The organism is Hymenobacter sp. BT730, from assembly GCF_030542105.1.
Taxonomy (GTDB): Bacteria; Bacteroidota; Bacteroidia; order Cytophagales; family Hymenobacteraceae; genus Hymenobacter.
On sequence record NZ_JAUOFB010000004.1, the window covers coordinates 31,250 to 56,435 of the forward strand.

The 25,186-nt window shown below is 56.7% G+C and carries 24 protein-coding genes; 6 read left to right on the plus strand and 18 right to left on the minus strand.

All coding sequences use genetic code 11. From position 1 onward, the window contains the following. Window positions 1-2: 2 nt before the first annotated feature. The 4 genes from Q4G72_RS12750 to Q4G72_RS12765 form a co-directional block, all read right to left on the minus strand. On the minus strand, window positions 3-764 hold the full coding sequence (locus tag Q4G72_RS12750; protein WP_303311813.1) for a LytR/AlgR family response regulator transcription factor: 762 nt from the start codon (window positions 762-764) through the stop codon (window positions 3-5). A 5-nt stretch (window positions 765-769) separates the two neighbouring features. Continuing rightward, entirely contained in the window at window positions 770-1,807 is a 1,038-nt protein-coding gene (locus Q4G72_RS12755; protein ID WP_303311814.1) for a sensor histidine kinase, read from the minus strand. Between the two features lie 121 nt (window positions 1,808-1,928). Then, complete coding sequence (locus tag Q4G72_RS12760) at window positions 1,929-2,873, minus strand: alpha/beta fold hydrolase (protein ID WP_303311815.1); 945 nt, start codon at window positions 2,871-2,873, stop codon at window positions 1,929-1,931. Window positions 2,874-2,916: 43 nt separating this feature from the next. Beyond that, window positions 2,917-3,762, minus strand: a complete 846-nt coding sequence (locus Q4G72_RS12765) for a hypothetical protein (RefSeq protein ID WP_303311816.1) — start codon at window positions 3,760-3,762, stop codon at window positions 2,917-2,919. A 178-nt stretch (window positions 3,763-3,940) separates the two neighbouring features. On the opposite strand from Q4G72_RS12765, the gene Q4G72_RS12770 reads away from it, so the two are divergent. Beyond that, complete coding sequence (locus tag Q4G72_RS12770) at window positions 3,941-4,612, plus strand: hypothetical protein (protein WP_303311817.1); 672 nt, start codon at window positions 3,941-3,943, stop codon at window positions 4,610-4,612. Window positions 4,613-4,859: 247 nt separating this feature from the next. Here Q4G72_RS12770 and Q4G72_RS12775 read toward each other — a convergent pair whose 3' ends face one another. The 11 genes from Q4G72_RS12775 to Q4G72_RS12825 form a co-directional block, all read right to left on the minus strand. Next, window positions 4,860-5,234 carry a hypothetical protein gene (locus Q4G72_RS12775; protein WP_303311818.1) on the minus strand — a complete coding sequence of 125 codons (375 nt, stop codon included), beginning with the start codon at window positions 5,232-5,234 and terminating at the stop codon, window positions 4,860-4,862. 67 nt (window positions 5,235-5,301) lie between these two features. After that, window positions 5,302-7,446 (minus strand): dipeptidyl-peptidase 3 family protein, encoded by a 2,145-nt coding sequence (locus tag Q4G72_RS12780; protein ID WP_303311819.1) that lies wholly within the window; start codon window positions 7,444-7,446, stop codon window positions 5,302-5,304. 91 nt (window positions 7,447-7,537) lie between these two features. Continuing rightward, window positions 7,538-8,671 carry an AMP-binding protein gene (locus Q4G72_RS12785; RefSeq protein WP_303311820.1) on the minus strand — a complete coding sequence of 378 codons (1,134 nt, stop codon included), beginning with the start codon at window positions 8,669-8,671 and terminating at the stop codon, window positions 7,538-7,540. Between the two features lie 273 nt (window positions 8,672-8,944). After that, window positions 8,945-9,448 (minus strand): hypothetical protein, encoded by a 504-nt coding sequence (locus Q4G72_RS12790; RefSeq protein WP_303311821.1) that lies wholly within the window; start codon window positions 9,446-9,448, stop codon window positions 8,945-8,947. A 59-nt stretch (window positions 9,449-9,507) separates the two neighbouring features. After that, a complete protein-coding gene (locus Q4G72_RS12795) occupies window positions 9,508-9,864 on the minus strand; it encodes a DUF6370 family protein (protein ID WP_303311822.1) in 357 nt (118 codons plus the stop codon). 61 nt (window positions 9,865-9,925) lie between these two features. After that, on the minus strand, window positions 9,926-10,465 hold the full coding sequence (locus Q4G72_RS12800) for a hypothetical protein (RefSeq protein WP_303311823.1): 540 nt from the start codon (window positions 10,463-10,465) through the stop codon (window positions 9,926-9,928). Between the two features lie 96 nt (window positions 10,466-10,561). After that, entirely contained in the window at window positions 10,562-11,131 is a 570-nt protein-coding gene (locus Q4G72_RS12805; RefSeq protein WP_303311824.1) for a hypothetical protein, read from the minus strand. Window positions 11,132-11,430: 299 nt separating this feature from the next. Beyond that, on the minus strand, window positions 11,431-12,255 hold the full coding sequence (gene menB / locus Q4G72_RS12810) for a 1,4-dihydroxy-2-naphthoyl-CoA synthase (RefSeq protein ID WP_121238304.1): 825 nt from the start codon (window positions 12,253-12,255) through the stop codon (window positions 11,431-11,433). A gap of 142 nt (window positions 12,256-12,397) precedes the next feature. Continuing rightward, window positions 12,398-14,275, minus strand: a complete 1,878-nt coding sequence (gene menD, locus Q4G72_RS12815) for a 2-succinyl-5-enolpyruvyl-6-hydroxy-3-cyclohexene-1-carboxylic-acid synthase (RefSeq protein ID WP_303311825.1) — start codon at window positions 14,273-14,275, stop codon at window positions 12,398-12,400. 68 nt (window positions 14,276-14,343) lie between these two features. Beyond that, on the minus strand, window positions 14,344-15,549 hold the full coding sequence (locus Q4G72_RS12820; RefSeq protein ID WP_303311826.1) for a chorismate-binding protein: 1,206 nt from the start codon (window positions 15,547-15,549) through the stop codon (window positions 14,344-14,346). A 20-nt stretch (window positions 15,550-15,569) separates the two neighbouring features. Continuing rightward, window positions 15,570-16,013, minus strand: coding sequence for a hotdog fold thioesterase (locus tag Q4G72_RS12825; RefSeq protein WP_303311827.1), 444 nt, complete (start codon window positions 16,011-16,013; stop codon window positions 15,570-15,572). A gap of 79 nt (window positions 16,014-16,092) precedes the next feature. On the opposite strand from Q4G72_RS12825, the gene Q4G72_RS12830 reads away from it, so the two are divergent. From Q4G72_RS12830 to Q4G72_RS12850, 5 genes are all read left to right on the plus strand, one after another. Further along, window positions 16,093-16,713: a histidine phosphatase family protein gene (locus tag Q4G72_RS12830; protein ID WP_303311828.1), complete on the plus strand. Its 621-nt coding sequence runs from the start codon at window positions 16,093-16,095 to the stop codon at window positions 16,711-16,713. A 144-nt stretch (window positions 16,714-16,857) separates the two neighbouring features. Further along, window positions 16,858-18,609 (plus strand): pyruvate dehydrogenase complex dihydrolipoamide acetyltransferase, encoded by a 1,752-nt coding sequence (locus tag Q4G72_RS12835; RefSeq protein WP_303311829.1) that lies wholly within the window; start codon window positions 16,858-16,860, stop codon window positions 18,607-18,609. A gap of 217 nt (window positions 18,610-18,826) precedes the next feature. After that, window positions 18,827-21,385: a TonB-dependent receptor gene (locus Q4G72_RS12840; RefSeq protein ID WP_303311830.1), complete on the plus strand. Its 2,559-nt coding sequence runs from the start codon at window positions 18,827-18,829 to the stop codon at window positions 21,383-21,385. 183 nt (window positions 21,386-21,568) lie between these two features. Further along, a complete protein-coding gene (gene hslV / locus Q4G72_RS12845) occupies window positions 21,569-22,105 on the plus strand; it encodes an ATP-dependent protease subunit HslV (protein ID WP_303311831.1) in 537 nt (178 codons plus the stop codon). 135 nt (window positions 22,106-22,240) lie between these two features. Next, complete coding sequence (locus tag Q4G72_RS12850) at window positions 22,241-23,212, plus strand: deoxyhypusine synthase family protein (RefSeq protein ID WP_303311832.1); 972 nt, start codon at window positions 22,241-22,243, stop codon at window positions 23,210-23,212. 196 nt (window positions 23,213-23,408) lie between these two features. Here Q4G72_RS12850 and Q4G72_RS12855 read toward each other — a convergent pair whose 3' ends face one another. From Q4G72_RS12855 to Q4G72_RS12865, 3 genes are all read right to left on the minus strand, one after another. Further along, window positions 23,409-23,588 carry a hypothetical protein gene (locus tag Q4G72_RS12855; protein WP_303311833.1) on the minus strand — a complete coding sequence of 60 codons (180 nt, stop codon included), beginning with the start codon at window positions 23,586-23,588 and terminating at the stop codon, window positions 23,409-23,411. Between the two features lie 244 nt (window positions 23,589-23,832). Next, window positions 23,833-24,291 (minus strand): hypothetical protein, encoded by a 459-nt coding sequence (locus Q4G72_RS12860; RefSeq protein WP_303311834.1) that lies wholly within the window; start codon window positions 24,289-24,291, stop codon window positions 23,833-23,835. A 93-nt stretch (window positions 24,292-24,384) separates the two neighbouring features. Continuing rightward, complete coding sequence (locus Q4G72_RS12865; RefSeq protein ID WP_303311835.1) at window positions 24,385-24,951, minus strand: 2'-5' RNA ligase family protein; 567 nt, start codon at window positions 24,949-24,951, stop codon at window positions 24,385-24,387. Window positions 24,952-25,186 lie beyond the last annotated feature (235 nt).

The following is a 25,186-nucleotide window of genomic DNA, read 5'->3' on the forward strand; positions in this document are numbered from 1 at the left end:
AATTAGCCCTCCAGCCAGCTTTTCACGGCCCCAGCCTTTTCCCGGCTTACCAGCACCTCATCGGTGGGCGCAGGCTGCAGATCCAGTTTCAGCTTGCCGTTGAAATGCGGGTGCAGGCGCTGCACGGCCGGTAGCTGCGCTATAAACTGGCGGTTGAGGCGGAAAAACTGGTGAGCATCCAATTGCTGTTCCAGCTGCTCCAGGGTGTAGTCTACCAAGTAGCGCTGGCCGTTGCGGGTAACCAGCGTCACAGTTTCGTTGCGGCTTTGAAACCAGGCAATGTCGGTGGTTTGAATAGGTAACAGCTGCTCTCCCTGGCGTACCAGAAAACGGGTTTTGGGAGCCTGGCTGTTGGATGAGGTATTCAAGAGGGGCTGCAATTGCTCGGCTACCTCCGAGGCGGCCGGGCGGTGCCACTGCCGCAACTTTTGCAGAGCCGCCTGCAGCTCCGTCAGCTTAATGGGTTTCAGCAGATAGTCTACGCTGTGGGTTTTAAACGCCTGCAGGGCATACTGATCATAGGCGGTGGTGAAGATGACCGGGCTGGAAACCACCAGCTGATCAAACACATCCAGACTGATACCATCGGCCAAATGAATATCAGCCAGAATCAGGTCGGGGGGCGGGTTATTTTGTAGCCACGCTACAGCCCCGGCTACAGTATCCAGCTGGGCCACTACCTGCGCTTCGGGCGCGGCCTGATTGAGCAGGCGCTGCAGCCGCTCAGCGGCGGGATATTCGTCTTCGAGAATTAAAACGCGCATAGGTTTTATGCTGTGCCTGCCAGGGGTTGAGCGTTAGCGGTGGGCGGGAGGAGCGGCAAATGAACGGTGAAATCAGTAGCGGTATCCAGTACCTGTACGGGTAGCTGCGGGGCGAGCAGCGCATACCTTTCGCGGATGTTGCGCAGGCCCATGCCGGTGCTGGGGGCCAGAGTTGTGCGGGGGCGGCGGACGTTGTGCACCACCAGCCAGCCATCGTGCGCCGATACTTCTACCTGAAGGGGATATTGGCGCGAGGCTTCGTTGTGCTTGAGCGCATTTTCTATCAGAAGCTGCACGCTTAGCGGGGCCACCTGCTGGTCCAGCAACGTGGGCGGGACTTGTATTTCTACCTGCAGGTTGTCGCGCAGCCGGGCTTTTTGCAGTGCCACGTAGGCTTCCACAAACGCCAGCTCGTCGCGCAGGGGCACGGTGCGTTGCTCACGGCTTAGCAGCACGTAGCGGTATACATCGGCCAGCTGCTCTACAAACTGCTGGGCCGGCTCATTCTCGGGCTCAATAAAAGCGGAAAGGGTATTAAGAGAGTTGAAGAGAAAGTGGGGGTCCAGCTGCTGCTGCAGGGCTTCCAACTGGGCCCGCTGACTGGCGCTTTGCAGCTGCTCGGCCCGGCGCACGTTTTCCTCCCATTGCCGGAAGAAATTCCAGCTTTCGTAAATCAGCTGCACCACTACCGTCGGCACCATGTTCAGCCCGAACTCAAAGAAAAACGTGGGCAGGCTGAGCTGGCCGCCATGGGTGCGTGCTTCAATGGAGCCCAAAACCAGCGTGACGACGGCCGTAATCAGGGTGTTGGTAATGGCCAGCAGCCACAGCCGCTTCCGCGTTTGCTCCACCCGCGGATAGCGCCGAAACAAGTACCGCCACAAGGCCCGTCCGGTCAGCCAGAAGCAGGCCGTAAAGCCCATCGATATCGGCCAGGCTATCAGAAACTCCGTCAGGGAATTGATGTGCAGCAGGCCCCGCGGCAGCATGACCAGTATGGAGAGAATCGGGATGCCCAGAAGCAGAAAGCGGCGGTCATTCATACCGGCAAAAGTAGAAGAATATGGGAGCTGCGCTAAGCGTTTCTAAAAGGCTGTCTTACCGATACGAAATAGTCCGTCCTGTCTGGCTAATGCTCGACAGGACGGACTATGACTCAATTTACTAACGGCGGGGCAGCTTGCGCACAAACCCTTGTACTGCCTGGTTAAACTCTTTGGGATTATCCAGGAAGGGCGTGTGTCTGCCCGGCAGTATCACTACGCGCTGCTGCGGGAACTGGAAGGACTTATAGTGCTCGGGGCCGGTCATGTAATCCCGCTGGCCGGTGAGCACCAGGACTGGCATGGTGAGGGAGGCCGTGGCCGGGGTGAAGTCCTGCACGTAGCGGCCGGGGGCTTTAAACATATTGGCGGCGAAGTCACGGTTGCTGGTCTGGCCTTTCATTACGCGGTTCACGCGGGCGGCGGTAGAATCGGAGGCGTATTGCAGTTGGTTGTAAAGCTTTTGCTGCTGCAGCATGGCCGAAACCATGAAATAACGCTGGGGTAGGGGCGCGGCGGCATCCAGCGGAGGGCGCGTAGCAGCGGGCAACAGATTGTAGCCGTAGGCGGTGGTGCTTTCCATGGCAGCTGGTAGGTTCAGAATGCTGTTTACCAGAATAAGCGCCTGCACATGCTGGGGATACTTCTGAGCATAGGCCGTGGCAATAATACCGCCGAAGGAGTGGGCCATTACCACCCATTTTTCCAGGTGCAGCTGCTGGCGTATTTCCTCCAGGTCCTCTACCTGCCGCTCCAGGGAATAGTTGAGCTTAGTGTGGCTGGCCGAACGGCCACTACCGCGCTGGTCCACATAAATCATTTGAAGCTTTTCTTCCAGTGGCTGGCCAGCCAGCTTCTCAAACCCGTAGCTGCCGGCCCCGGGGCCGCCGTGAACAAACACACAGGGCGTGCCTTTACCCGCTACCCGCACATACAGCGCCACGCCATCAGAAGTAGTAACCGGGGTAAAGCCATTGTTTAGTGCGCTGGCCTGCAGGTGCAGGGGCTGGCTGAGCAGGAACATCAAACCAAACAATACCAGGGCGGAGCGGAAGAGAGAGTTCATAACGGAGGAAAGGGAGGGTAGAAGAATGAACACTAGAAGTCGTTTAGCGAAGCGCAATAAAGGGCTGACCTTGGAGGGCCTGCACAAAGAGGAAGGCTACCAGACCGGCGTAGCAGGCTGTTCCCAGCCAGGTAAGCAGCACGGCGCGCCGGGGTAGGCGGTGGGCCAGCCACCAGCCCAGCAGCGGCACCAATTGCAGCGCATGCAGGCCCAGAAAATGGGCCAGGCGTAAGTCGCCGGCGCGGGTGCTCCAGCCCAGGCCCGGCAAGCCGGGGCCGCCATCGGGGGCACCCACCGTGTGCTGGTTCAGGTGAATCATCATACCACCCAGCACACTGCCAATGAGAAACAACAGCAGACCAAGGCGCACACCCCACACATAGCCGGCCGGGCCATAGGGGCGGTGGCGCCACACCAGCCACACGGCCGCCACCGTAGCCAGCGTGTTTACCATAATCATGAAGCCCATCACGCTGAACAGCATGCCGTCGAAGGCAGTGGCGGCGTTGAAATGGGACGAAGTGCCGCGGGCTGCCTGAATATAGATGCAGCCTATTTCGGCCACCATGCTCAGGCCTACAGCCCAGCTAATGCGGCGTACGGCCCGTTGGGCAGGAGCCGGCAAATCGGCCAGCAACCAGCCCAGCGTCCAGACATACACAATAACCGACAGACAGAATTTGATGGGCTTTACCCAAACCGGCAGGCCGGTTACCATGCGGCCATCCAGCGGCAGTAGTACCACAGCCAGCAGCAGCAAGGCCACGTTTGTCCAGCCAACCCAGGACAGAACCGGATTTACCTGGTTCAGCACCCGCAACCCCTGGCGCACCTGACCAGGAAGGGATTGGGCAATGTCTGACGAGTGAGAAAAGGAAACCGAAGTCATGGCCGTAGGCAGTTAGTGGCTGTTGATTAAGTCAAAACTAGCCCGCCAACTGCCCCGGCAGAAGCGAAAAAAGGGTGAACCGACAGCAAAACCTGGCGAACGGTAAGCGCCGCCGGGCGAAGTGTATTGCGGCCAGGCATGCCACATGCCCGGGATGGCTGCGTACCTTTGCGGCGTTATGAAGGAAGTATGGTGCAGTCTGCTTTTCCTGCTGTGGGCCCTAGCCGCGCAGGCCGGCCCGGGGGCCGATAGCAGCCGCGTGCGGCAGGCCCACCGGCGCCTCGTGTTTCAATTTGACCAGCGCTTCTCCCTGCTTAACCAGAAAGTTGTGGGCATCAATGGCCTGAAGCTGGGCGTGGAATGGCGCGGCCGCCTGCGCACCGGCTTGGGCTTCTACATGCTCAGCGGCGGCGTGCCCACCCGCGCCCCTCTGCCGCCCTCCATGCCCGCCGGCACCCGCGACGAGCTGCGTTTCCGCTATGGAGTGGCCTACGCCGAATACGTGCTCATCGGCACGCCGCGCTGGGAGCTCAGCACGCCCACCCAGCTGGGCGTGGGCCGCTACTACGCCCGCTACCAGCAGCCCGACGGACAGGTAACGCGCACTCCCAAACGCAATATTTTTATTGTAGAGCCCTCCGTGGCCGGGCACGTGCGCGTGTTCCGCTGGGTGGGGCTAGGCGCGGGCGTGGGCTACCGTCAAATGGTGTTCATTAATGATGACCTGGAAAACGAATTGAGCGGCCTCATCTTCTTCGGCCGGGCCAAGCTATTCCTCGGCGACTTCTACAAAATTGTGCGCGGCCGACAGCCTCTGTTCACGCAAGAAGGATTGAAGCGGAAGCGGTAGGGCACCAGCAAATCCAGGAGATTTTGATAAATGGAAAGCCCGCTACTTGTAAGAGCAGCGGGCTTTTTATTTGAAGAGTTATAGTCCGTCATGTCGAGCGAAGTCGAGACATCTCGCTAGTGTGGTATACCACTGCAACGAAGCGGGCGAGATACTTCGACTTCGCTCAGCATGACAGTTACTACCACAACGTCAGCACGCGAGATGTCTCGACTACGCTCGACATGACGGGCTGAAGGTAAAATTCCTAATTCCCTCGCGCCGGGCGGCGCAGCACAAACAGCGTGCGCACTGGCTCCTTGTTCACTTTGGGCTGCTGATACATCTGTACCACTTCCCAGCCCAGCTTGCCCATGTAGGTAAGGGCGCTGACGTGGGTGGCAAACACCTGCAGCTTGCCGGCCTCGCGCTGGGAAAGGGTGCCGCCGCCCAGCTTCTCAAAACCGTAACCGAAATCCACGTAAATGTCGCCGGCTTTGTCGTCGGTAGTGGAGAATAGGTTATCGGTGGTGAGCATTTCGCAATACTCGTAGCGGCCGGCAGTGGTGTTGGTTACCTGAGCCGTGGCGCGCTGGGTGCCCAGGGCCAGCACCAGCGCAGTCAGGAGGAGTAGTTTTTTCATGAAGGCAAAGTGGAGGGTCTCGAAATAAAAAAGGCCGGCTGGTAATTCCAGCCGGCCTTTGTCAGGATTAGTTATGCAGCGGCAGGAAGGAATATTTGCGGCCGTACTCCAGCATCTGCTGGGCAAAGTCCGAGGGGTATTCCACCTTCACGTCTACAATCTTACCTTCCTGCACTACGGGCACCAGCTTAGGCTGGATAAAGCCGGCGTAGGGGGCAATGTTCAGCTTGGAGTAGCGGGCCAGCACTTCCTTGTGCAGGGTGGGGTCTACCTTCACACCGTAAGTTTCAATCAGGTTTTTGGCGGCGGCGTAGTCTCCTTCGCTCGTCAGGCGCTGGGTTTCGCGCAGCAGCTGGCCAAACAGGGTGCGCAGCTTGGCGTAGTCGTTGATGTGCACGTAGGTTTTGCCGTCGCGCGTCACCATCTCTACTACCTTGTCTTTCTTGCCTTTCTCAAAGACCCATTTGGCCACCATCTGGCGGTTGCGCATGTGAGATTCCTCCACGGTTTCGCCGGGGGTGAGGCGCACCAGCTGGGTCATCAGGCCGTTGCGCATGTAGTTGTCGTACTCCGCTTTGCCTACTTCCAGGCTCGGCATCACGCCTAGCTGCACCAGCTTCTCGTCCAGCAGATAATACAGCGCTACCAGGTCGGCGCGACCTTCCTCAATGGCGGAGGCGTAGCTTTTCAGGGTTTCCTTGGTAGTGCCCACGCCGGGGTTAATCTGTCCCGAAGCGTGGCCGATTACCTCGTGCATATCGGTGTGCAGCTTGCCAGCGAGGGAGCCGTACTGACGGGCCCGGTTTTTCTCGGCTTCATCATAGGCAAACTCATCCAGCATGCCGCCCGCGTTGGCGCGGTCATAGGCATCTACAATGTTGCCCAGGCTGACGGATTTAGAGCCGTGCTCCTTGCGAATCCAGGTAGCGTTGGGCAGGTTAATGCCGATGGGAGTGGCCGGAGCCGCGTCGCCGGCTTCTACCACAGTGGTAATCACCTTGGCCGTGATGCCCACCACGTTTTTCTTCTTGTTCTCGGGCTTGATGGGGGAGTTGTTTTCGAACCACTGGGCCTCGTCGCCAATAGCCTTAATGCGCTTGGTAGCCTCCAGGTCCTTAAACGATACCACTGATTCATAGGAGGCGCGGTAGCCCAGTGGGTCGCCGTACACCTCAATAAAGCCATTCACCACATCGGTTTCCGACTGCGTATCGTGCACCCAGGCAATATTGTAGGCATCCCACAGCTTCAGGTCACCGGTGCTGTAGAACTGAATCAGCTTGGTAAGGGCGGCGCGCTGCTCGGGCGTTTCGGCCACGTCCAGCGCCTTATTCAGCCAATAGGCTACCTGCGTGAGAGCCGGGCCATACATGCCGCCTACTTTCCACGGCACCTCCACAATGTTGCCCCGCTTGTCCTTCATCAGCTTCGAGTTGAGGCCGTAGGAAATCGGGCGGGTGTCTTTTTTGTTGATTTTCTTGGCGTAGTAAGCTTCCACTTCCGCCTGCGTTACGCCTTCGTAGAAGTTGTTGGCCGAGGTAGCCACCAAATCCTTGCCGGCTTCCTGATTCACGCGCTTGGCGGCCAGGTTCGCATCAAACAGAATGGGCGTCATGGTAGCCACAAACTTGGCCGGCGTTTCGCCGGGCAGCAAGGGCAGGCTCTGCTCATTTACGCTGTACACCAAGTCCTTGAAGTACTGGGGCGTGAACTCCGGTACAAACTTGCGGGTGGAGTAGTGGTGGTGAATGCCATTGGAAAACCACACGCGCTTGGCATACACGTTAAAGCGGGTGGCTTGCTCCACCTGCTGCGTGTTTGTAGTAGCGGCCAGGCGCTCCTGGTTAGCTTCCCAAAGGGCTTCCACGGTGCGGCGCACCCGCAGGTTTTCTTTGTAATTCTGGTCGTAAATGATGTCGCGGCCGCTCAGGGCTGCCTCATACAAATAGTAGAGCAGCTCTTTTTGCTGAGGCTCCAGCTTTTCAAAACCGGGTACTTCATAACGCAGGATACGTAGGTCAGCAAACTGCTCGCTTACTACCTGGAAAGGAGCGGCTGCAGGCGTGGCCGGTGTAGCGGGGGCCGCGTCTGCGGGGGTAGCCGGGGCGGCGGTAACTTCTGGGGTGGTAGTAACGGTGGGCGATGAGCTGGCACAGCCGCTAAGCTGGGCCGCTACCAAAAAGGCCGCGGCCGAGAGGAGAGGACGGGACATAGTAGGATAAGGGGAGAACGAACAAGCAAACAGACTGCTGGCTGAGCGCAAAGCAACACATTCCCAGCCCCGAAAACAACCAGCTAGGGCCCTAGCGCTGCGAAGGCGGCGCCGGACTTAAAGAGCGAATAGTGCTGAGCCGGTCCAGCTTGCCGGAAGCCGTGGTGCGGAACTGCGGGGCGTATATGATGCCGCGGGGCCGCTCGTAGCGGTCCAGTCGCTCCGTGAGCAGCGTGAGCAGCTGTTTTTCCTGAGCGGCGGGCAGCGGTTTGCCTTCCACAAAGGCTGTTACCTGCTCGCCCAGGCGGCTGTCGGGTTGGCCGGATACAAAGGCGCGGCGCCCACTAATGCCCAGCTCCAGGAGAGCCACTTCCAGCACTTTTTCCACCTTTTCGGCCTGCACTTTCACGCCGCCGGAGTTAATCACGAAGTCGGCGCGACCCAGCCACTCAAAGGTGTGCTCTTCCAGGAAATGCACCCGGTCGTTGGTAGTGATGAGCACGTCGTTCGTCACGTCGGCGCGCACGGTGAGGCAGCCACGGGAATCCTGACCCACTCCAATGCCGGAGAGTACCCGGTAATACGGGGAGGCATCGGGGCCATTGAGGCGGCGCAGAGCAATGTGTGAGGCCGTTTCCGTCATGCCGTAGGTGAGGTAGACGGGTACTTTCAGCGTTTGCAGGGCTTTTTCCAGACTGGTTTCCACGGTGGCTCCGCCCACCAGAATGGCTTTCATTTTATCCAGCCGGGGCGCGTGGCCGGCTTCCAGCACAGCGCGCAACTGCAGGGGCACGAAGGAAGCAAAGTCGAATTGGGCCGTAGGGGGCACCAGCGCCAGCGGGTCGGCGTGGGGCTCTACGATGGTGAGATGCATACGGCGCTCAAAGCCCCGCACCAGCATCATGAGCCCGCCCACAAACTCGCAGTTCAGGCATACCAGCATTCGGTCACCGGGGCCCAGGTCAAAATAGTCGCCGGTGCGGTTGGCGGAGGCGGCCAGCTGGCGGCGCGACATGGTAACCAGCTGTGGCTTGCCCGTGGAGCCGGAGGTACGCAGGCCAAACTCCTGGGCCCCGTTCAGCCACTGGCGGCAAAAGTCCAGCACCTTGCCTTCATAACCGTTCAGGTCGCTGGGTACGTTGGTGGGGTATTGCTGAATATCGGCGTATAGGAATTCGCGGCCGTTGAGCAGGAGGGAGTCGGGGAGGAGCGTGGCAGCAGACATAAATGGGTAAAAGGAGGAGCAAATATTCGGAGCTATAACTGCAAAAGCATACGAAGCTGCCGCAAATCCGACAACAAAAATCTGTTGGGGCTTGACGTTGAGCCGGTTAAAACGGTTTATTGTTTAGTCGCTCCACTGCCGGCGGATCAATAGTTAAAACTACAGCTCTTAAACCAAGCGCGCCTCCTGATTCAGGAGGCGCGCTTGGTTTAAGAGCTGTATTGATACCATCCCATAATTCGAATTATCTACTCAAAAATGAGGGCCGGAATACTAAGTTGCTAGGACAACAGAAGCCGCTACCATCGTCATATAGTAATTAGCACAGTGAACAGCAGTGAGCAGAAGAAAGGCTTTCATTTCAAGTACCTCAAACTCCTCGGTAGTAGAGAGGGTGTAGTCGTAGTTGAAGGAGCTCCATTTAAAAGCGGGCTGCACTACTAATAGCTCCTGCTCATCTTTGTCTTGTAAAACAAAGGTATTTTTGAGCATACTTTTCTGCTTGAACAGGAAGGCTTTGCGGTTGAATTTGGACTTAATAACGATAGTGCCATTCCAGTGCATCTTGAAGTTAAGGAGCACCGTCTGCTGATCTTTTAGCTCGATAGTAGTTCCCCAAACTCCCCTGGGCTCAATCTGAAAAGTTGAGTTATCTGTCAGCTTCAAAACAGCTTTAAGGGAAAACCATTCCGTGTAGTGTAACGCGCCTAGTAGCTTGCCATCAGCCAGTAGCTGAAAGTCACGGGTGCCGTTGGCGGTTACGTTATAATCTGCCATGATGCTTTAAGAAGAGGCGCTGAGAAATAGACAGTGAAGCAGGTACTATATCCCCTTTACTATTTCGTTTTGGCGGGCTCTGGCATCAGCTCGAAATACGTTGCCTTAAACCGGTTATCTACCAGCTTTCCCTGCACTTTGGCCTTCCGGATAGAGTTGCAAAAGCCGTCATTTGCATGCGCATCTCCGTGCGAATCGATGGTAGTGCCATCCACAAAATAGGACTTGCCATCCATGCGAATGGCCAAGTCACAACTCTTGCCTTCCAGGCCCAGGCGGCACTGCCCGCAGGCGGCCTCTACTACCATTACTTTCTTACTCTTATCTGGAGCAGTTGTGGTAGCGGCTTTATCCTGTGCCTGGGTGGTTAGAGCAGCCGAAAAAACGAGGAAGGTGGCTATGAGAAGGTGCTTCATATTTTTCGGCGGCAGGTTGGTTGTTAACTAAGGCGTTAATCCAGAGTAAAGGAAGCATTTTTTACTTGCTTTCCAGTGGCTTCCACTTTGCTTTAGTGAAAAACACGTTGCCAAATTCTGGCGAGTGAAACACGTAATAAAAGCTCCAGATTGCCCGATAAAGAGTGGGCGTATCCTCAATTATATGATGCCTCGGCTCAGCGACCTGCAACACAATGCGGGGCCTTCGGTACCCATTTAGAAAGGAGAAAGTTCCTCTCGTGACTTTGAGAATCTTCTCCTGCTCTGTCTGGTAAAAAATGAATTCGTTATCCCTGTTGAGCGTAAAGCGGAAATGGTTGTATTGCCAATCCGCTTGCTTACCCGGAAACTTGGTTCTGTCAATGACATAGTCTCCGTAGATATCCTCTTGCGCCAGATCTATTTTCTCTGTGAATGGGCGAATAACCAGTCCGGCCAAAATCAACCCTATTAGTCCCCCCCAAAGTAGCCCCAGTGCTTTTCCAAAGAATCTTTTGCCTGAAATGTTCCATAGAAGAGCCAATACCAGGCTAAGTGGAATTAGAATGAACAGAACAAACAGGTTGAAGCCAAATCCCATGCTTCTGGGTACTTACTTAATATAGTGATTCAGCTACGGCTGTATTAGCAAAGCATATTCTGGTTAAATGTAAATGTAACTTCTCACTACCAGGAATTAGGCCAGCACTGCCTCTGCCTGTTGTAACTCTTCCACAACCGGCTCTTCCGTCACGGCAGCTTTCCGGGAAGAAAATTTGTGCACGAAGAAGCTAAACACCAGCGTAAGCGTTAGCACGATAGTGGGAACGAGGCCGATGGGGGTAAAAATCCAGGTAGGCAGCGTGGTAGCAATAATCAGCAGCATATACCCGTACAAGCGCAGGTTGAAGCGTTGGTCGCCCTGCACGTACCGGCGGCACTCCTGGAGCAGTAAATAGGCCTGGTAGAATAAAAACGCCCCAAACATCTGCAGTGAATAGTGATAGAATTTGAACGATGCTATTCCAGTGGTTATGAAATGATACGTTTCATAGCCGTTGCGGAGGCAGTGCATTACCATACAGGTCATCAAAAACAAAGGACCCCAATACAGCACCGGCGCCATGTGTTTATGAACCTGCTGGTTGCGCTCTTTTTTCCATCGGTACGCTACTCCATTGCTGAAGGCAATGGCACTGACCAGCGCGATGGGGCCACCAAAAAGCTCCAGAAACTCGGTTACATTGTCAAAAGGAGGCGTTTGCATTTGCTTGGGGTGTAGTTAAATAGTGGACGATAGGTGGCGTAACTCTTAGTCAGTATTCCTAGTGGTTTCTCCGTGATTACTCTGCAAAAGTAGAGGCCTTACTTACCGGGCGCAATCACATAAATGGGTGATAAGTAGATGATTAATCAGTTTGTAATAAAGCTGGATGGTTATAAAATGAGGGAGTAGCAGCTGTCCAAAACTGCTGGTTAGCGGCTTAGGTAACATGATATTTTACAAAAGGAGAGGCCCGCGCAACTGTGTTGCGCGGGCCTCTCCTAAATAGAGTGCTAAGTAGGTTATGGGAACTTAGGAAACTTGTCGAAATCTGGCTTACGCTTCTCCACAAAGGCGTTGCGACCTTCTTTGGCCTCCTCGGAGAGGTAGTACAGCAGTGTGGCATTACCGGCCAACTCCTGAATACCGGCCTGTCCATCCAATTCCGCGTTGAACGAGGACTTGAGCATGCGGAGCGCCAAGGGGCTTTTCTGCAGGATTTTGTGGCACCAGGCCACGGTGGTTTCTTCCAGCTTATCCAGCGGCACTACCTTGTTCACCAAGCCCATGTCCAGGGCCTCCTGCGCATCGTACTGGTCGCAGAGAAACCAGATTTCGCGGGCCTTTTTCTGACCCACCACGCGGGCCAGGTAAGAAGCACCAAAACCACCATCGAAGGAACCCACATTGGGGCCAGTCTGTCCAAAACGGGCATTATCGGCAGCAATGCTCAGGTCGCAAACCACATGCAGCACGTGGCCGCCCCCAATGGCCCAGCCAGCCACCATGGCAATAACGGGCTTGGGAATGGAGCGAATCTGCTTTTGCAGATCCAACACGTTCAGGCGGGGAATGGTGTCTTCACCCACGTAGCCGCCGTGGCCCCGCACGCTCTGGTCGCCGCCGGAGCAGAAGGCTTTGCCGCCCTCGCCGGTGAGGATAATTACTCCAATATCGGTGCGGTTGCGGCAGATGTCCATGGCCTCAATCATCTCCTGCACCGTGAGGGGCGTGAAGGCATTGTGCACGTGCGGACGGTTAATACTGATTTTGGCAATACCCCCAGCCTGCGAGAAGATAATCTCGCGGAATTCTTTGATGGGAGTCCAGGTGAGTTGTTCGGCCATAAATAGAAGTTGAAGAAAAATGCAAAAACGCTTGTCATCATGAGCTTTTCGAAACGCCTTTCCTGCTGGCACGGCTGTCGCAACCACAACTCATTCCAGCGGGAGAAGGTCCTTCGCAGGCTCAGATTAACAAAGGCATAGGTTACGCAAAAGCAGTTCTTACCGCTGCGCGGTAGTGTTCAAAGAAAGCCGCGTTAGTGGCGCTGTCGGTAGTGATTTCCAGCAGCGCCGCGCTGTTTCCGGGTGCAAAGAAAACCGGTAGCGCCGATTCCAACTCCTCTATACTACGGGCTGTGAAATAACGCAGGTTAAAATCACGGGCAGTATTCTCGGCTGTGAGGGGTTGATGGGTTTCAAAAAACTCTTCCAACTCCGGCTGCTGGCGTGGGCCGTCAATCAGGCGGAAAATGCCGCCCGCGTGGTTATTGAAGAGGACCACCCGCAGATTGGGCGTGGGGTAGTTCTGCCAGAAAGCATTTCGGTCGTAAAAGAAAGCTACGTCGCCGGTAAGCACCACCACCGGGCGCTCCGGCTGGGCCAGGGCAGCGCCTACGGCTGTGCTGGTGCAGCCATCAATGCCGCTGGTGCCACGGTTGGCAAACACTTCCACAGTCTGCGTAGTGGGCAGCCCCAGAATATTCACGTAGCGTACAGCCATGCTATTAGCCAGATGCAGCGCCGTGTGTTGGGGCAGGAAACGCAGGGTGTAGTAGAAGGCTGAAAACTCGTTAAATGGCTGCTGCGGCTCGGCAAAGAAATCCTGCAGGAAACCCGTAGCCCAGCCCTCTGCTTTCTGCCAGGGTGTGGCAAAGGAGTTGCGCACCGTTGCGTCATCACCCAACACCCAGCCCGCTTTAGGCCAGGTTAGGCGCACGGTTCCCGTTGGCATTTTGGGCCGCGCTACGCGGGTAGCATCGGCCGGCATTTCGTGCGGATTTGCTAGTGCCAGCTCGTCCTTGTCGGACGCTGCTACAGCGCCTGGCTCGGAAAGCATAGCTGTAAAAAATGCGGCTGGCTCCATCCGAATTATGCGCGTAAGGGAGCGGAAGGTATCGGCCACGGGGCCGGCGGCCTGAATGTGCCAGTGCTGCTGCGGCGCGTATTCGCGCAGGTACAGCTTCAGCGCTTTGGATATGAGCGACTGGCCGAAGGTGATGAGCAGCGTGGGGCGCAGTGCCTCTTTTAAACCCTTTTCGGGCACGGCCAGAAATACGTCCTGCCGGCCAATGGGGGCGGCGCGCAGGTCATACGTAGGGCCCACGGGTTGGTGCAGGTTAGCAATAACATCCCCCACCACCGGCACCTGATATGCGGCGGCAAACTGGCGCAAGGCCAGCAAAAGCTCGTTTTGATGCCGGTGCTGGCCGCCTACTACCAATATCTTCGGCGTTTGGCGCAGCTGGGTGCGGAGGGTGGCTAGCTCGGTGGCAGAAAGGGCAGGTTGTCCGGCCTGCTCCTGAATCACCTTCACTTTATCAAAGTGCAGCGGCTCGCCAGCTTTTGGGTAAAAAGGCTCCCGCAGCGGCACATTTACCTGCACGGGCCCGGCCGGAAATTGCTGGGCCAGGTTAATGGCTTCGGAAACCAGCCGCTCCGAGTGCCAGTGGGCATCAGCGTGGGAAGTATCAGCCGGGAATTCAAAAGCACCTTTGGCGTGGGCCCCGTACAAATTGCTCTGCCGAATGGTCTGTCCATCCAGCTGGTCAATCCATTCCGGCGGGCGGTCGGCGGTGAAAACTACCAGCGGAATCTGCTGAAAATAAGCTTCTGCCACGGCCGGAGCATAGTTTAAACCAGCCGTGCCAGAGGTGCATACCAGCGCTACGGCCCGCCGTTGCGCCTGCGCCAGCCCCAGCCCAATAAACGCCGCTGCTCGCTCATCCGGCACCGTGCGCACCCTGATGTCGGGGTGGCGGGCAAAGGCAATGGTAAGCGGCGCGCACCGGCTGCCCGGCGACAAAACCACATCCGTAATGCCGTGCCGGGCGCAGATTTCAGCAATGTTATAAACGGACTGCATAGTTCTCTCTAATTATGAATGCTGAAGTGGTAGAGCGAAGCACGCCCAAACCAGAACAGTACTCAGCATTAACTCAAAATAGCGCCGGCGGTTGTCAGCTTCAGCTCCGTTTCCTGCCATTCGCGGGCGGGGTCGGAGTCGATGGTAAGGCCGGTGCCCGCGTAGAGGATAGCTTCCTGAGGGCGCACCTGAAAACAGCGCAGGTTCACGAAGAGTTGGGCCACGCCGGGAGCGGGTAGGTTTACCGGGCCGAGGAAACCGCTGTAATACGCCCGGTCGTAGCCTTCATACTTTTGCAGAAACTCCAATGCTGCCTGCCGAGGCATGCCACCCACCGCGGAGGTGGGGTGCAGCAGCCGCAGCATATCGGTAGCCAGAGTAGGGAAGGGCACGGCGCGCAGGTTCACGGAAAAATCGGTGCGCAGGTGCAGCAGCTCGCCGGCCACTACGGTGCGCGGACCGGTTTCCTCGTATTCGCGCAGCCGCAGCTGCTTAAAACAGCTCACGATGTAGCGGGCTACCAGGGCCTGCTCCTCAATCTCCTTTTGCCGCCAGATGGCATGCTGGGGCAGATGATCGGGAAGAAGTGGCTGGGTGCCGGCCAGGGCCATGGTGCAGAAGCGGCCATCAGCTGTAAGCTCTACCAACACCTCCGGCGTGGCGCCCAGCCAGGTGCCCGCGCCCGGCGCACTCACCAACGACACAAACGCCCGCGGGTAGCGCTCCATCAACTCTTCAAAAGCCGCCAGGGCATCAAAATCAGCCGGCAAAGGCCACCGCGCTGCTCTGGACGATACCACTTTCTGCACTTTGCCTTTTTCAATAGCGCGCACGCCCCGTTCTACCAGGGCAGTATACTCTTCCTGGGTAGCCGCGTGTGGCGCCGGCTGGGGGCTAACCGGCCAGGAAAGCAGAGCCGGCGGAGTAGCGGAGTTCTGCAGAAAATCAGTGAGCCAGGTTGCCTTGCTGGCGTCCGTCAGGTGCAGCTCGTCGGGGCGGGCCGTGTCATAGAGAACATCGGCCGGAAGGAAAAGCGCTGGATTATGGTCGGAGTCGCGGAAGGGAAAAAAAGCAAAGCCCGCCGGCGCATTTGGCTCCAGGGCAGGAGGAAGGCCCGTTAAAGCCGCTTCCGCTGAGAAGCTCAAACAGAGCTGCGGCGCGGTGGCATTAGGCAGCCGCCATAGCGCTACCGGCAGCTTATGGTGCAGCGCAAAGCCTACCAATTGCCGGAGGCGCTCCGTTACAGATAGCTCAGCATTGGGCCAAATCAGCAAATTTCCTTGCGAGGAGTTACTCACGCGGTTTTCTCCTTTTTGGCGGGCAGGTCAATCACCGCCATAGTAATTCGGCTGATGCATACCAACGCCCCGGTTTCTTCGTGCGTAATCCGGATTTCCCATACCTGGGTAGTGCGGCCCACGTGCAGGGCGGTAGCGTGGCCAACTACAAAACCGGAATGCACCCCTTTCAGGTGATTGGCATTGATTTCCAGGCCTACGCAGGCTTTTTTGCTCTGGTCTACCTGTAGAAAAGCGCCGATGCTGCCTAAGGTTTCAGCCAGGGCCACAGAAGCGCCCCCGTGCAGCAAACCCATGGGCTGGTGGGTGCGGTGGTCTACGGGCATGCGGCCTGTAATGCTACGCTCGCCCACGGCGGTTAGCTCGATGCCCAAGTGTGCACCCAGGGTATTCTGGCACCACTCGTTGAGCTTAGCCAGGGAATGAGGAGTATTTTCCATGCAGAAACAAACCAAAAAGGACGCTTTTTGCCCTAAAAATCCTACTTTCGAGGTAGCAAACAGCAAAGCTAGGGCTAAAGTGAGCGTCAAAAAAATATACCTTATCCGTCACGGACAGACGGACTTCAACGTGCGCGGCATCGTGCAGGGCAGCGGCGTAGATTCCAGTCTGAATGAGGCCGGCATGCGGCAGGCCGCACGGTTTTTCGCGGCCTATCAGCACGTGCCTTTCGATAAGGTATATACCTCTACACTGCAGCGCACCCATCAATCGGTGCATGATTTTCTGCAGCGGGGCATTCCGCACGAGATACATGCCGGCCTCAACGAAATAAGCTGGGGCGAGCGGGAAGGTACGCGCATCACCCCGGATGAAGACGAAGAATATCACGGCGTGCTGCAGCAATGGAAACAGGGCCAGACCAGTGCCCGCCTGCTGGGTGGTGAAAGCCCCGATGAAGTAGCGGCCCGTCAGCGCCCCTTTATTGAATTGCTGAAATCCCGGCCCGAGGAAGAAAACGTGCTGGTGTGCATGCACGGGCGGGCCATGCGCGTGATGCTCTGCCAGTTATTAAATTACCCTTTGGGCTGCATGGATGCCTTTGAGCACCACAACCTGTGCCTATATAAGCTGCACTACACGGGCAGCATGTTCACCGTTCGCAACTTTCTGGACGTACGCCATCTGCACGCAGTATAGCGTTTAGCAGGCAGGTAAAAGCTGGGTAACGGCGGACCTAACCGTCTGCCCGGCGAAATTTCGCGTAGCATGGGGGAATAACTCTCGTTTGCGCCCCCGGATTTTCGGGCTAATTTTGACCCCACAACTCAACCGAAGAAGCAGATGGCCGAAATCATAAAAATGCCCAAAATGAGCGACACCATGACCGAAGGGGTTATTGCGTCGTGGCTCAAGAAGGTAGGAGACACCGTTAAGTCCGGGGATATTCTGGCAGAAGTCGAGACCGATAAGGCCACGATGGAGCTGGAGAATTACGAGGATGGCACCCTGCTCTACATCGGTCCGAAAGAAGGCGAAGGCGTGCCAGTAGATGGCCTGTTGGCTATTGTAGGCAAAGCCGGCGAAGATATTTCCGGCCTGCTGAGCGGCGCTCAGGGTGGCGCGGCTGCTCCGGCACCGGCTGCTGCTGCTGCCCCAGTTGCGGCGGCGCCTGCGGCCCCGGCTCCGGCACCTGCTGCAGCACCTGCTCCCGCACCAACCCCAGCCCCTGCTGCCGCAGCGGCCCCGGCTGGCAACGGTAAAAAGGCTACCGTTATCCGGATGCCGAAAATGAGCGACACGATGACGGAAGGCACCATTGCCTCCTGGCAGAAAAAAGTAGGTGATAAAGTGAAGTCCGGTGACGTGCTGGCCGAAGTGGAAACCGACAAGGCTACCATGGAGCTGGAAAACTACGACGACGGTACTCTTCTCTATATTGGTCCGAAAGAAGGCGAAGCCGTAGCCGTAGATGGCATTCTGGCCATTATCGGGGAAGAAGGCGCTGATATTCAAAGCCTGCTGGGTGGCCAGTCGGGCGGTGCGGCTCCGGCCGCTGCCCCGGCCCCTGAGGCAGCTCCTGAAGCCGCGCCAGCAGCTCCTGCCGCCGCTCCGGCTGCCGCCGCCCCCGCATCCTCAGCAGTAGCCGTGGCACCTGCCCCTACCGGCGGCCGCCTGCTGGCTTCGCCACTGGCTAAGCGCATCGCCAAAGAAAAAGGCATCGACCTGAACCAGGTGAAAGGCAGCGGCGACAATGGCCGTATCGTTTCCCGGGATATTGAAGGCTTCCAGCCCGGTGCCGCTCCGGCAGCCCAGCCGGCTGCCGCGCCTGCTGCGGCTCCTGCCCCGGCACCATCTGCTCCTTCGGCAGCAGCACCAGCTCCGGCCGCTACTCCCGCCCCAGTGGCAGCCGAAGGCACTTACACCGACACACCGGTTTCGCAGATGCGCAAGGTAATTGCCCGTCGCCTCTCGGAAAGCCTGTTTACAGCACCGCATTTCTATCTCACGATGGAAATCCTGATGGACCGCGCCATGGAAGTTCGCACGCAGCTCAACACCCTTTCCCCGGTGAAGCTGTCGTTTAACGACCTGGTGATCAAAGCCGCCGCCGTGGCGCTCAAGCAACACCCGGCGGTAAACTCCTCGTGGCTGGGCGACAAAATTCGCCAGAACAAGGTGGTGAATATTGGCGTGGCCGTGGCCGTGGACGAAGGTCTGCTGGTTCCCGTAGTACGCAACGCCGATGGCAAAGGCCTGTCTACCATTGCAACCGAAGTAAAAGAGCTGGCCGGCAAAGCCAAGAGCAAGAAGCTGCAGCCCGCCGAGTGGGAGGGAAGCACTTTCACTATCTCCAACCTGGGTATGTTCGGCATTGAAGAATTCACGGCCATCATCAACCCGCCGGATGCCTGCATCCTGGCCGTGGGCGGCATCAAGCAGACGGCCGTGGTAAAAGATGGTCAGCTGGCTATTGGCAATGTCATGAAAGTGACCCTGAGCTGTGACCACCGCGTGGTAGATGGCGCTACCGGCGCGGCCTTCCTGCAAACGCTGAAAAGCCTGCTGGAAGACCCCATGCGTATGCTTATCTGAGTTGATTGACACTAATAAACAACGCCCCTTTCTGCTCAGCAGGAAGGGGCGTTGTTGTTTCTGGTATTTTGTACTTCATAGCTGATTAAGCTGCTTTATACCAAAAGTTATATGTTGTAAAAAGAATATATCATCACAAAAAGTATATACTTACCAGCAGATGCAGGAGGCAATAGGCTTTCTGTGGGTTCCATCTCTTTATCCCTTACCAAGAGTTATGAAACAACACGTACTTGCTGTCACGATGTGCGTCGTGAGTGCTACATCGGCCTTTGCGCAGGGGCAGGCCCTTACGGGTCAGGTGCTCGATACCAATGGCCGGCCGGTAGTAGGCGCCACCGTAGTAGAAAAGGGCACAAACAACGGCACTGCCACCGGAAACGATGGCCGCTTCTCACTGCAGGCCCGCACGGCCAGCCCGCGGTTGCAGGTGAGCTCCATTGGCTTTGCCACGCAGGAGGTAGAGGCTACCGGCAGCGCCTTGAGTGTGCGGCTGGCTGAGTCGACCACCAGCCTGGGTGCCGTGCAGGTAGTGGGCTCCCGCAGCCAGAACCGCTCCGTTACCGATTCACCCTCGCCGGTAGATATCATTGACCTGCGGGAAGTGACCACCAAAACCGGCCAACTAGATGTAAACCAGCTGCTGCAATTTGTGGCGCCTTCTTTTAACTCCAACCGACAGACCGGCTCAGACGGCGCCGACCACGTAGACCCTGCCACCCTGCGCGGCCTGGGCCCCGACCAGACCCTGGTGCTCGTGAACGGCAAGCGCCAGCACCAGTCGGCGCTGGTAAACCTGTTTGGCTCCCGCGGCCGCGGCAATACCGGCACCGACCTCAACGTCATTCCTGCTGCCAGCATTGAGCGGATTGAGATTCTGCGTGATGGGGCCGCCGCCCAGTACGGCTCCGATGCCATTGCCGGTGTTATCAATATCGTGCTGAAAAGCTCGGTAAAAGAGCTGACGGCCAGCGTAAACTATGGCGCCTACGATGCCAAATACCGTCGCGACGATGAAAAATTCGACGGCGGTAACTTCAACGCCAACCTCAACTATGGTATTGGCCTGGGCGAAAAGGGCGGATTTGTCAACGCCACGCTAGATTACAATAAGCGGGAGCATACCCAACGCGCCGCGGTACCGGCCCCCGATGGCCTGGCCCGCCGTGAGTACGGCGACCCGGAGGTGTCCAATACCTCGGCCTACCTCAACTCCAAATTCCCGCTCAGCGACAAAGCCCACGTGTATGTGTTTGGCGGCTACAACAAGCGTAAAGGCGACGCCTATGCCTGGACGCGTTTCGCCGATGATGACCGCAACGTGCCGGCCATTTACCCCAACGGTTTCGACCCCATCATCACCAGTAATATTGACGATGCCTCGGCGGTAGCCGGCGTGCGGGCCACCATAAGTGGTTGGGACTTTGATCTGAGCAATAACTTCGGCTCCAACCGCTTCCACTACGGCCTACGCAACACTCTGAATGCTACGCTGGGAGCTGCTTCGCCTAAATCCTTTGATGCGGGCGGCTTTCAACTGCAGCAGGATGTAGTGAGCCTGGGGGCTTCGCGCAATTACACTACGGTGCTGAACGGCCTTAACCTGGCCGCCGGGGCCGAGTTCCGCCGCGAATGGTACAAGCTGTTTGCCGGCGAGGAAGCATCCTACAAAAACTATGACCCCGAATCGGGCGTTGCGGGTGGTTCGCAGGGTTTCCCCGGCTTCCAGCCCACCGATGAAATTAAGGCCGACCGGGACAACTTTGGCGCTTATGTAGATGCGGAGCTAAACGTAACGCCGCAGTGGCTGCTGGCCGGAGCCGTGCGCTTTGAGAACTACAGCGACTTTGGCAGCACCTTCAACTACAAGGCCGCTACCCGCTACAACCTAACGGAATTCCTGACACTGCGTGGCACATACAGCACAGGCTTCCGGGCGCCTTCCCTGGCTCAAATCAACTTCAACTCCACCTTCACCAACTTTATTAATGGGGAGCCGATAGAAGTGCTGCTTGCCCGCAACAATAGCGCCGTCACGCAGAAGCTGGGGATTCCCAGTCTGAAGCAGGAAACCTCCAAGAATGCCAGCCTGGGCCTGACCAGCCGCCTGGGTGCGGGCTTCAGCCTGACGCTGGATGGCTACTATATCAAGGTAGAAGACCGGGTGGTACTGACCAGTCAGTTCTCTTCGGATGACCCAGTAATCGGGCCCGACCTGCAGGCGCTGAACGTGGGGCAGGCCCAGTTCTTTGCTAATGCCGCCGATACCCGCTCGCTGGGCCTGGATGTGGTATTGAGCCACAGTGCCTCCGTAGGCAAGGGCCGTCTGAACTCGTCGTTGGCCGCTAACTTCAACCGCCTGCGCATCGACCGGGTGCGGACTTCGGGTCGACTGGCTGGGCGCGATGAAGAGTTCTTTGGGGCGCGGGAACAGGCATTCGTAAAAGCATCGGCTCCCAAATCCAAAATCAACCTCACCTTCGACTATCAGCTGGGCCGCTTCGGCACGCTGGTGCGCTTTGTGCGCTTTGACAAGGTTCAGCTGATTGACTGGGATGGCGCCCCCATGAACTATGAGGCCCGCGTAACCACTGACCTCACGCTGAGCTACGCCCTGACCAACAAACTGCAGTTCTCAGTAGGCAGCTCCAACCTGTTTAATAAGTACCCTACGCTGTTTAACCCGCAGCTCACGGAAACCGGCGGTGCCTGGGACCCGGTGCAAATGGGTGCTAACGGTCGGTATTACTTCGCTAAATTGCAGGCCCGTTTCTAAGTAGGTGTCAGCATAGAAGTACCTGTCATCCTGACGAAGGAAGGACCTTATTCCTGCGAAACAAGGCGTTAGGGCGTCGGTGGCTCGTGAGGGATAGGGTCCTTCCTTCGTCAGGATGACAAGCATTTTTCTGCCAGCCGGCATCTAGAGGCAAAAACGGATTAACGCTAACTGACTACCGATATGAAAATACGCTCCACTACCGTGCTGGGTGTGCGCCACAACGGGCAGATTGCCCTGGGCGCCGACGGCCAGGCAACCATGGATAAGCACGTGGCCAAGAGCAACGTGCGCAAAGTGCGCAAGCTGCACGATGGCAAAGTGGTAACTGGTTTTGCCGGCTCCACCGCCGATGCCTTTATGCTGCTGGATAAGTTTGAGGAGAAGCTGGGCAGCTACAACGGCCAGCTGCGCCGGGCCGCCATTGAGCTGGCCAAGGAGTGGCGCAAAGACCAGTACCTGCGCAAGCTGGAAGCCATGATGGTAGTAGCCGATAAAGACGAGCTGCTCATTATTGCCGGTACCGGCGACGTGCTGGAGCCCGACTCCGATGTGGCCGCCATTGGCTCCGGCGCCATGTATGCCCAGGCCGCCGCACTGGCCCTGAAGAAGCACGCGCCCCACCTCACGGCCCGCCAGATGGTAGAAGATGCCCTGCACATTGCCGCCGACATCTGCATTTACACCAACCACAACCTCATGATTGAGGAGCCTGGCTAAGGCTGCTTTTGTGAGCAACCCAGCCGCAATTGTGCGCTATTCAGAATCTTTGACATAGCGCACCCGTATTGAACGATTCCGGGCTATAACTTGATTGTACACCGCATACCTAATACTACTGAAACCCACGATTCGATGAACGTAACGAACTTCCTCAAGCACCACTACCGCCATTTCAACGCTGCTGCCCTGATTGATGCCGCCGAAGGCTACAACAAGCACCTGGCTGAAGGTGGCAAGATGATGATTACCCTGGCCGGCGCCATGAGCACCGCCGAAATGGGCATTCAACTGGCCGAGCTGATTCGGCAGGACAAAGTGCAGATCATCAGCTGCACCGGTGCCAACCTGGAAGAGGATATCTTTAACCTGGTAGCCCACGACTTCTACGAGCGGGTACCTAACTACCGCGACCTGACCGCTGCCGACGAGCAGGCCCTGCTGGAGCGCCACATGAACCGCGTAACCGACACCTGCATTCCGGAGGAAGAGGCTATGCGCCGTCTGGAACACTCGGTACTGAAGTTCTGGGAAAATGCCGATAAGGCCGGTGAGCGGTACTTCCCCCACGAGTTCTTCTACCAGATCCTGAAGTCGGGTGAGCTGGAGCAGTACTACCAGATTGACCCCAAGGACAGCTGGATGCTGGCTGCCGCTGAGAAAAACCTGCCCATCATCTGCCCCGGCTGGGAAGACTCCACGCTGGGCAACATCTTCGCTGGCCACGTTATCAGCGGTGATATTAAGAACGTGCACACCGTGCGCACCGGTATCGAGTACATGATTTACCTGGCCGACTGGTACACCCAGCAGGCTACCGATGAAAGCAAAGTAGGCTTCTTCCAGATTGGCGGCGGCATTGCCGGTGACTTCCCCATCTGTGTAGTGCCCATGCTACACCAGGACCTGGGCCGCACTTCGGTGCCGCTTTGGGGCTACTTCTGCCAGATTTCGGACTCCACCACCTCCTACGGTTCGTACTCCGGCGCCGTGCCGAACGAGAAAATCACCTGGGGTAAATTGGGCCAGGATACGCCCAAGTTTATCATCGAGTCGGACGCTACTATTGTAGCGCCGCTGGTGTTTGCTATGGTACTGGGGCAGTAATTCCTGTCTGAAGCTGCTAAGTAAAAAGCCCGCCGCTGAATTCAGCGGCGGGCTTTTTACTTTCCGATTTAAGCTAGCGGAGAGACATGGCTTCATGCCTCTGGTCTTTATTTTCTTCAGAACAACCAATCAAAAACGTACAGAGGTCCGCCATATGTTTATGGCGGACCTCTGTATATCTAAAACCCGTTTCAGGTTAAGACTTTGTGCGGGCATTCTGCCTGACTGGCTCTCGCTGCAGTTCCTGCAGGCTTTGCCGAATGGCCGCCAGCATGAGCGAGTAAGGACGGGCATCCTGATGTTCTTCCAGCTCCCTAATTCGAACAACCATGCGCTGCTGGAATTCCTCCGGTGAATACCGGGCTTTGATCATCATGGCTGTTAATAAGACTTAGACAGGGAAGAAAATATACAACAGGGGCAGTTAGACTGCCTTGTATGCCAATCTATACGAAGGGGTTAAAGATAGGGACATCCATTATAACTATAAATGGATAATATATATTATAAAACATATTTATTAAGTTCTAACTGGAGACTAACTCTCTGTAAAGAAAAAGAGTTCTGCCAGGAAAATCTAGCAGAACTCTTTCCGGTTAGCCATGAAATATTATTCTAGGCTAGAAGCGGAACAAAGGCCGGGCCGGGTTCCATATACCCCAGGGAATCATAACCAGTACCAATAGTAGCGCTATCAGAAACCAGGTGAAGGCTTTTTTGTGCTTCAGAACGGGGTTGGTAGCTTTTTTGGAGAGCGTACGACCTACCTGCGCGCAGATAACGGCCAGCAGCATGCCTGCCAAGTGCTCTACTGCCCAGAAGCGGCTGCCGGGGTCTTTCATTACCGCGCTGCCGGCATCAAAAGCTTTCATGCCCAGAGGCCCGGTCAGGTACAGAATCAGGCCCAGGAGCAGCTGCAGGTGCATAGAGCCCACAAAGGAGGCACCCATGCCGTTATCGGCCCCTAGCCAGGGACGGCGACCCTGCCAGCCACCGAAAGCGCGGAAAATGGCAATCAGACCAAAAATGAGCACCAGCCAGCGCGTCCAGGAGTGCAGGAGAAGTACGATTTGATACATAAGGGAAAGTAAGGTGGTTGGAGCGGGTAAAGGTCGGAGGGGAGGGGCATATTACCGCAGCGGGCCGGTAAATTTTGCCTGCCACGCTCGGTATTAAAACAGCTGTGGGGTTTTCTGCTGCTTGTGCCCGGCAAAAGAAAAGGTTTTCTCCTGCACAAATAAGTCGCCCTCCTGCCGCAGAATGGTGAGGTTGTTAATGGTGAGGCGCAGGTTAAAGGTTTGCTGATTGAGGTACTGCAACACAGGCCCCAGTAAATCAGGGGTAGTATCGTGCAGAGCCAGGGAAATATGCGGCAGCCAGCAGTCGGGCCCACTGAATTTATCAGTGCGCAGGCAAAGGGGCGCGGTGGCTTTTAGAATGCGCCGGTGCAGGTCGTTGAGAGCATCGCAGCGCAGCACCGGGATATAAATAACCGGGTTGGGGCCGGGAAACACCCCCAGGCCCGTAGTGAAGGCGGAAAAGGGCTGCGTATGCCGGGCTACGTCCTGCAGCACTGCTTTCAGCAGTGACAACTTGCGCACTCCGGCCAGCTGGTAGGTAATGTGGGGGTCGGGGGTGGCTTGCACATCATCCAGCCCAAACTCTACCTCCAGGCTTTTTATAATGCTGTTGATGCGGGCAGCACTTTGTGGGTTGAGCAGCGAGGTAATTGCAAGCATTGGGCGGTTGGGAGCAGCGGAGGGGACTGCCGGTGCCTGTTTAGAACGTCTTGGCTCGCAGGAGCTTGGATCTGACACGGCCATTAACTTTGAAGCATACACTAAATTCAACAATCAGATAAAAGAACAAAAAAGAGAGAAGCCAGCATCTGATTTTTTAAATTCTTTTCGTGCTTGAGCATGCTCTGTTTACGAGCCGGCGTAACTCTTGGAGAAGGAAATTTTGTCAGGGTGG

Coding starts and splice junctions, on each gene's coding strand:
- Q4G72_RS12865 (WP_303311835.1), bottom strand. CDS start 24,951: ATGCTTGCAATTACCTCGCTGCTCAACCCACAAAGTGCTGCCCGCATC.
- Q4G72_RS12860 (WP_303311834.1), bottom strand. CDS start 24,291: ATGTATCAAATCGTACTTCTCCTGCACTCCTGGACGCGCTGGCTGGTG.
- Q4G72_RS12805 (WP_303311824.1), bottom strand. CDS start 11,131: ATGCAAACGCCTCCTTTTGACAATGTAACCGAGTTTCTGGAGCTTTTT.
- Q4G72_RS12770 (WP_303311817.1), top strand. CDS start 3,941: ATGAAGGAAGTATGGTGCAGTCTGCTTTTCCTGCTGTGGGCCCTAGCC.
- hslV (WP_303311831.1), top strand. CDS start 21,569: ATGAAAATACGCTCCACTACCGTGCTGGGTGTGCGCCACAACGGGCAG.
- Q4G72_RS12760 (WP_303311815.1), bottom strand. CDS start 2,873: ATGAACTCTCTCTTCCGCTCCGCCCTGGTATTGTTTGGTTTGATGTTC.
- Q4G72_RS12795 (WP_303311822.1), bottom strand. CDS start 9,864: ATGAAGCACCTTCTCATAGCCACCTTCCTCGTTTTTTCGGCTGCTCTA.
- menB (WP_121238304.1), bottom strand. CDS start 12,255: ATGGCCGAACAACTCACCTGGACTCCCATCAAAGAATTCCGCGAGATT.
- Q4G72_RS12755 (WP_303311814.1), bottom strand. CDS start 1,807: ATGAATGACCGCCGCTTTCTGCTTCTGGGCATCCCGATTCTCTCCATA.
- Q4G72_RS12840 (WP_303311830.1), top strand. CDS start 18,827: ATGAAACAACACGTACTTGCTGTCACGATGTGCGTCGTGAGTGCTACA.
- Q4G72_RS12785 (WP_303311820.1), bottom strand. CDS start 8,671: ATGTCTGCTGCCACGCTCCTCCCCGACTCCCTCCTGCTCAACGGCCGC.
- Q4G72_RS12835 (WP_303311829.1), top strand. CDS start 16,858: ATGGCCGAAATCATAAAAATGCCCAAAATGAGCGACACCATGACCGAA.
- Q4G72_RS12775 (WP_303311818.1), bottom strand. CDS start 5,234: ATGAAAAAACTACTCCTCCTGACTGCGCTGGTGCTGGCCCTGGGCACC.
- Q4G72_RS12850 (WP_303311832.1), top strand. CDS start 22,241: ATGAACGTAACGAACTTCCTCAAGCACCACTACCGCCATTTCAACGCT.
- Q4G72_RS12855 (WP_303311833.1), bottom strand. CDS start 23,588: ATGATGATCAAAGCCCGGTATTCACCGGAGGAATTCCAGCAGCGCATG.
- Q4G72_RS12800 (WP_303311823.1), bottom strand. CDS start 10,465: ATGGGATTTGGCTTCAACCTGTTTGTTCTGTTCATTCTAATTCCACTT.
- Q4G72_RS12780 (WP_303311819.1), bottom strand. CDS start 7,446: ATGTCCCGTCCTCTCCTCTCGGCCGCGGCCTTTTTGGTAGCGGCCCAG.
- Q4G72_RS12765 (WP_303311816.1), bottom strand. CDS start 3,762: ATGACTTCGGTTTCCTTTTCTCACTCGTCAGACATTGCCCAATCCCTT.
- Q4G72_RS12790 (WP_303311821.1), bottom strand. CDS start 9,448: ATGGCAGATTATAACGTAACCGCCAACGGCACCCGTGACTTTCAGCTA.
- Q4G72_RS12825 (WP_303311827.1), bottom strand. CDS start 16,013: ATGGAAAATACTCCTCATTCCCTGGCTAAGCTCAACGAGTGGTGCCAG.
- Q4G72_RS12750 (WP_303311813.1), bottom strand. CDS start 764: ATGCGCGTTTTAATTCTCGAAGACGAATATCCCGCCGCTGAGCGGCTG.
- menD (WP_303311825.1), bottom strand. CDS start 14,275: ATGCAGTCCGTTTATAACATTGCTGAAATCTGCGCCCGGCACGGCATT.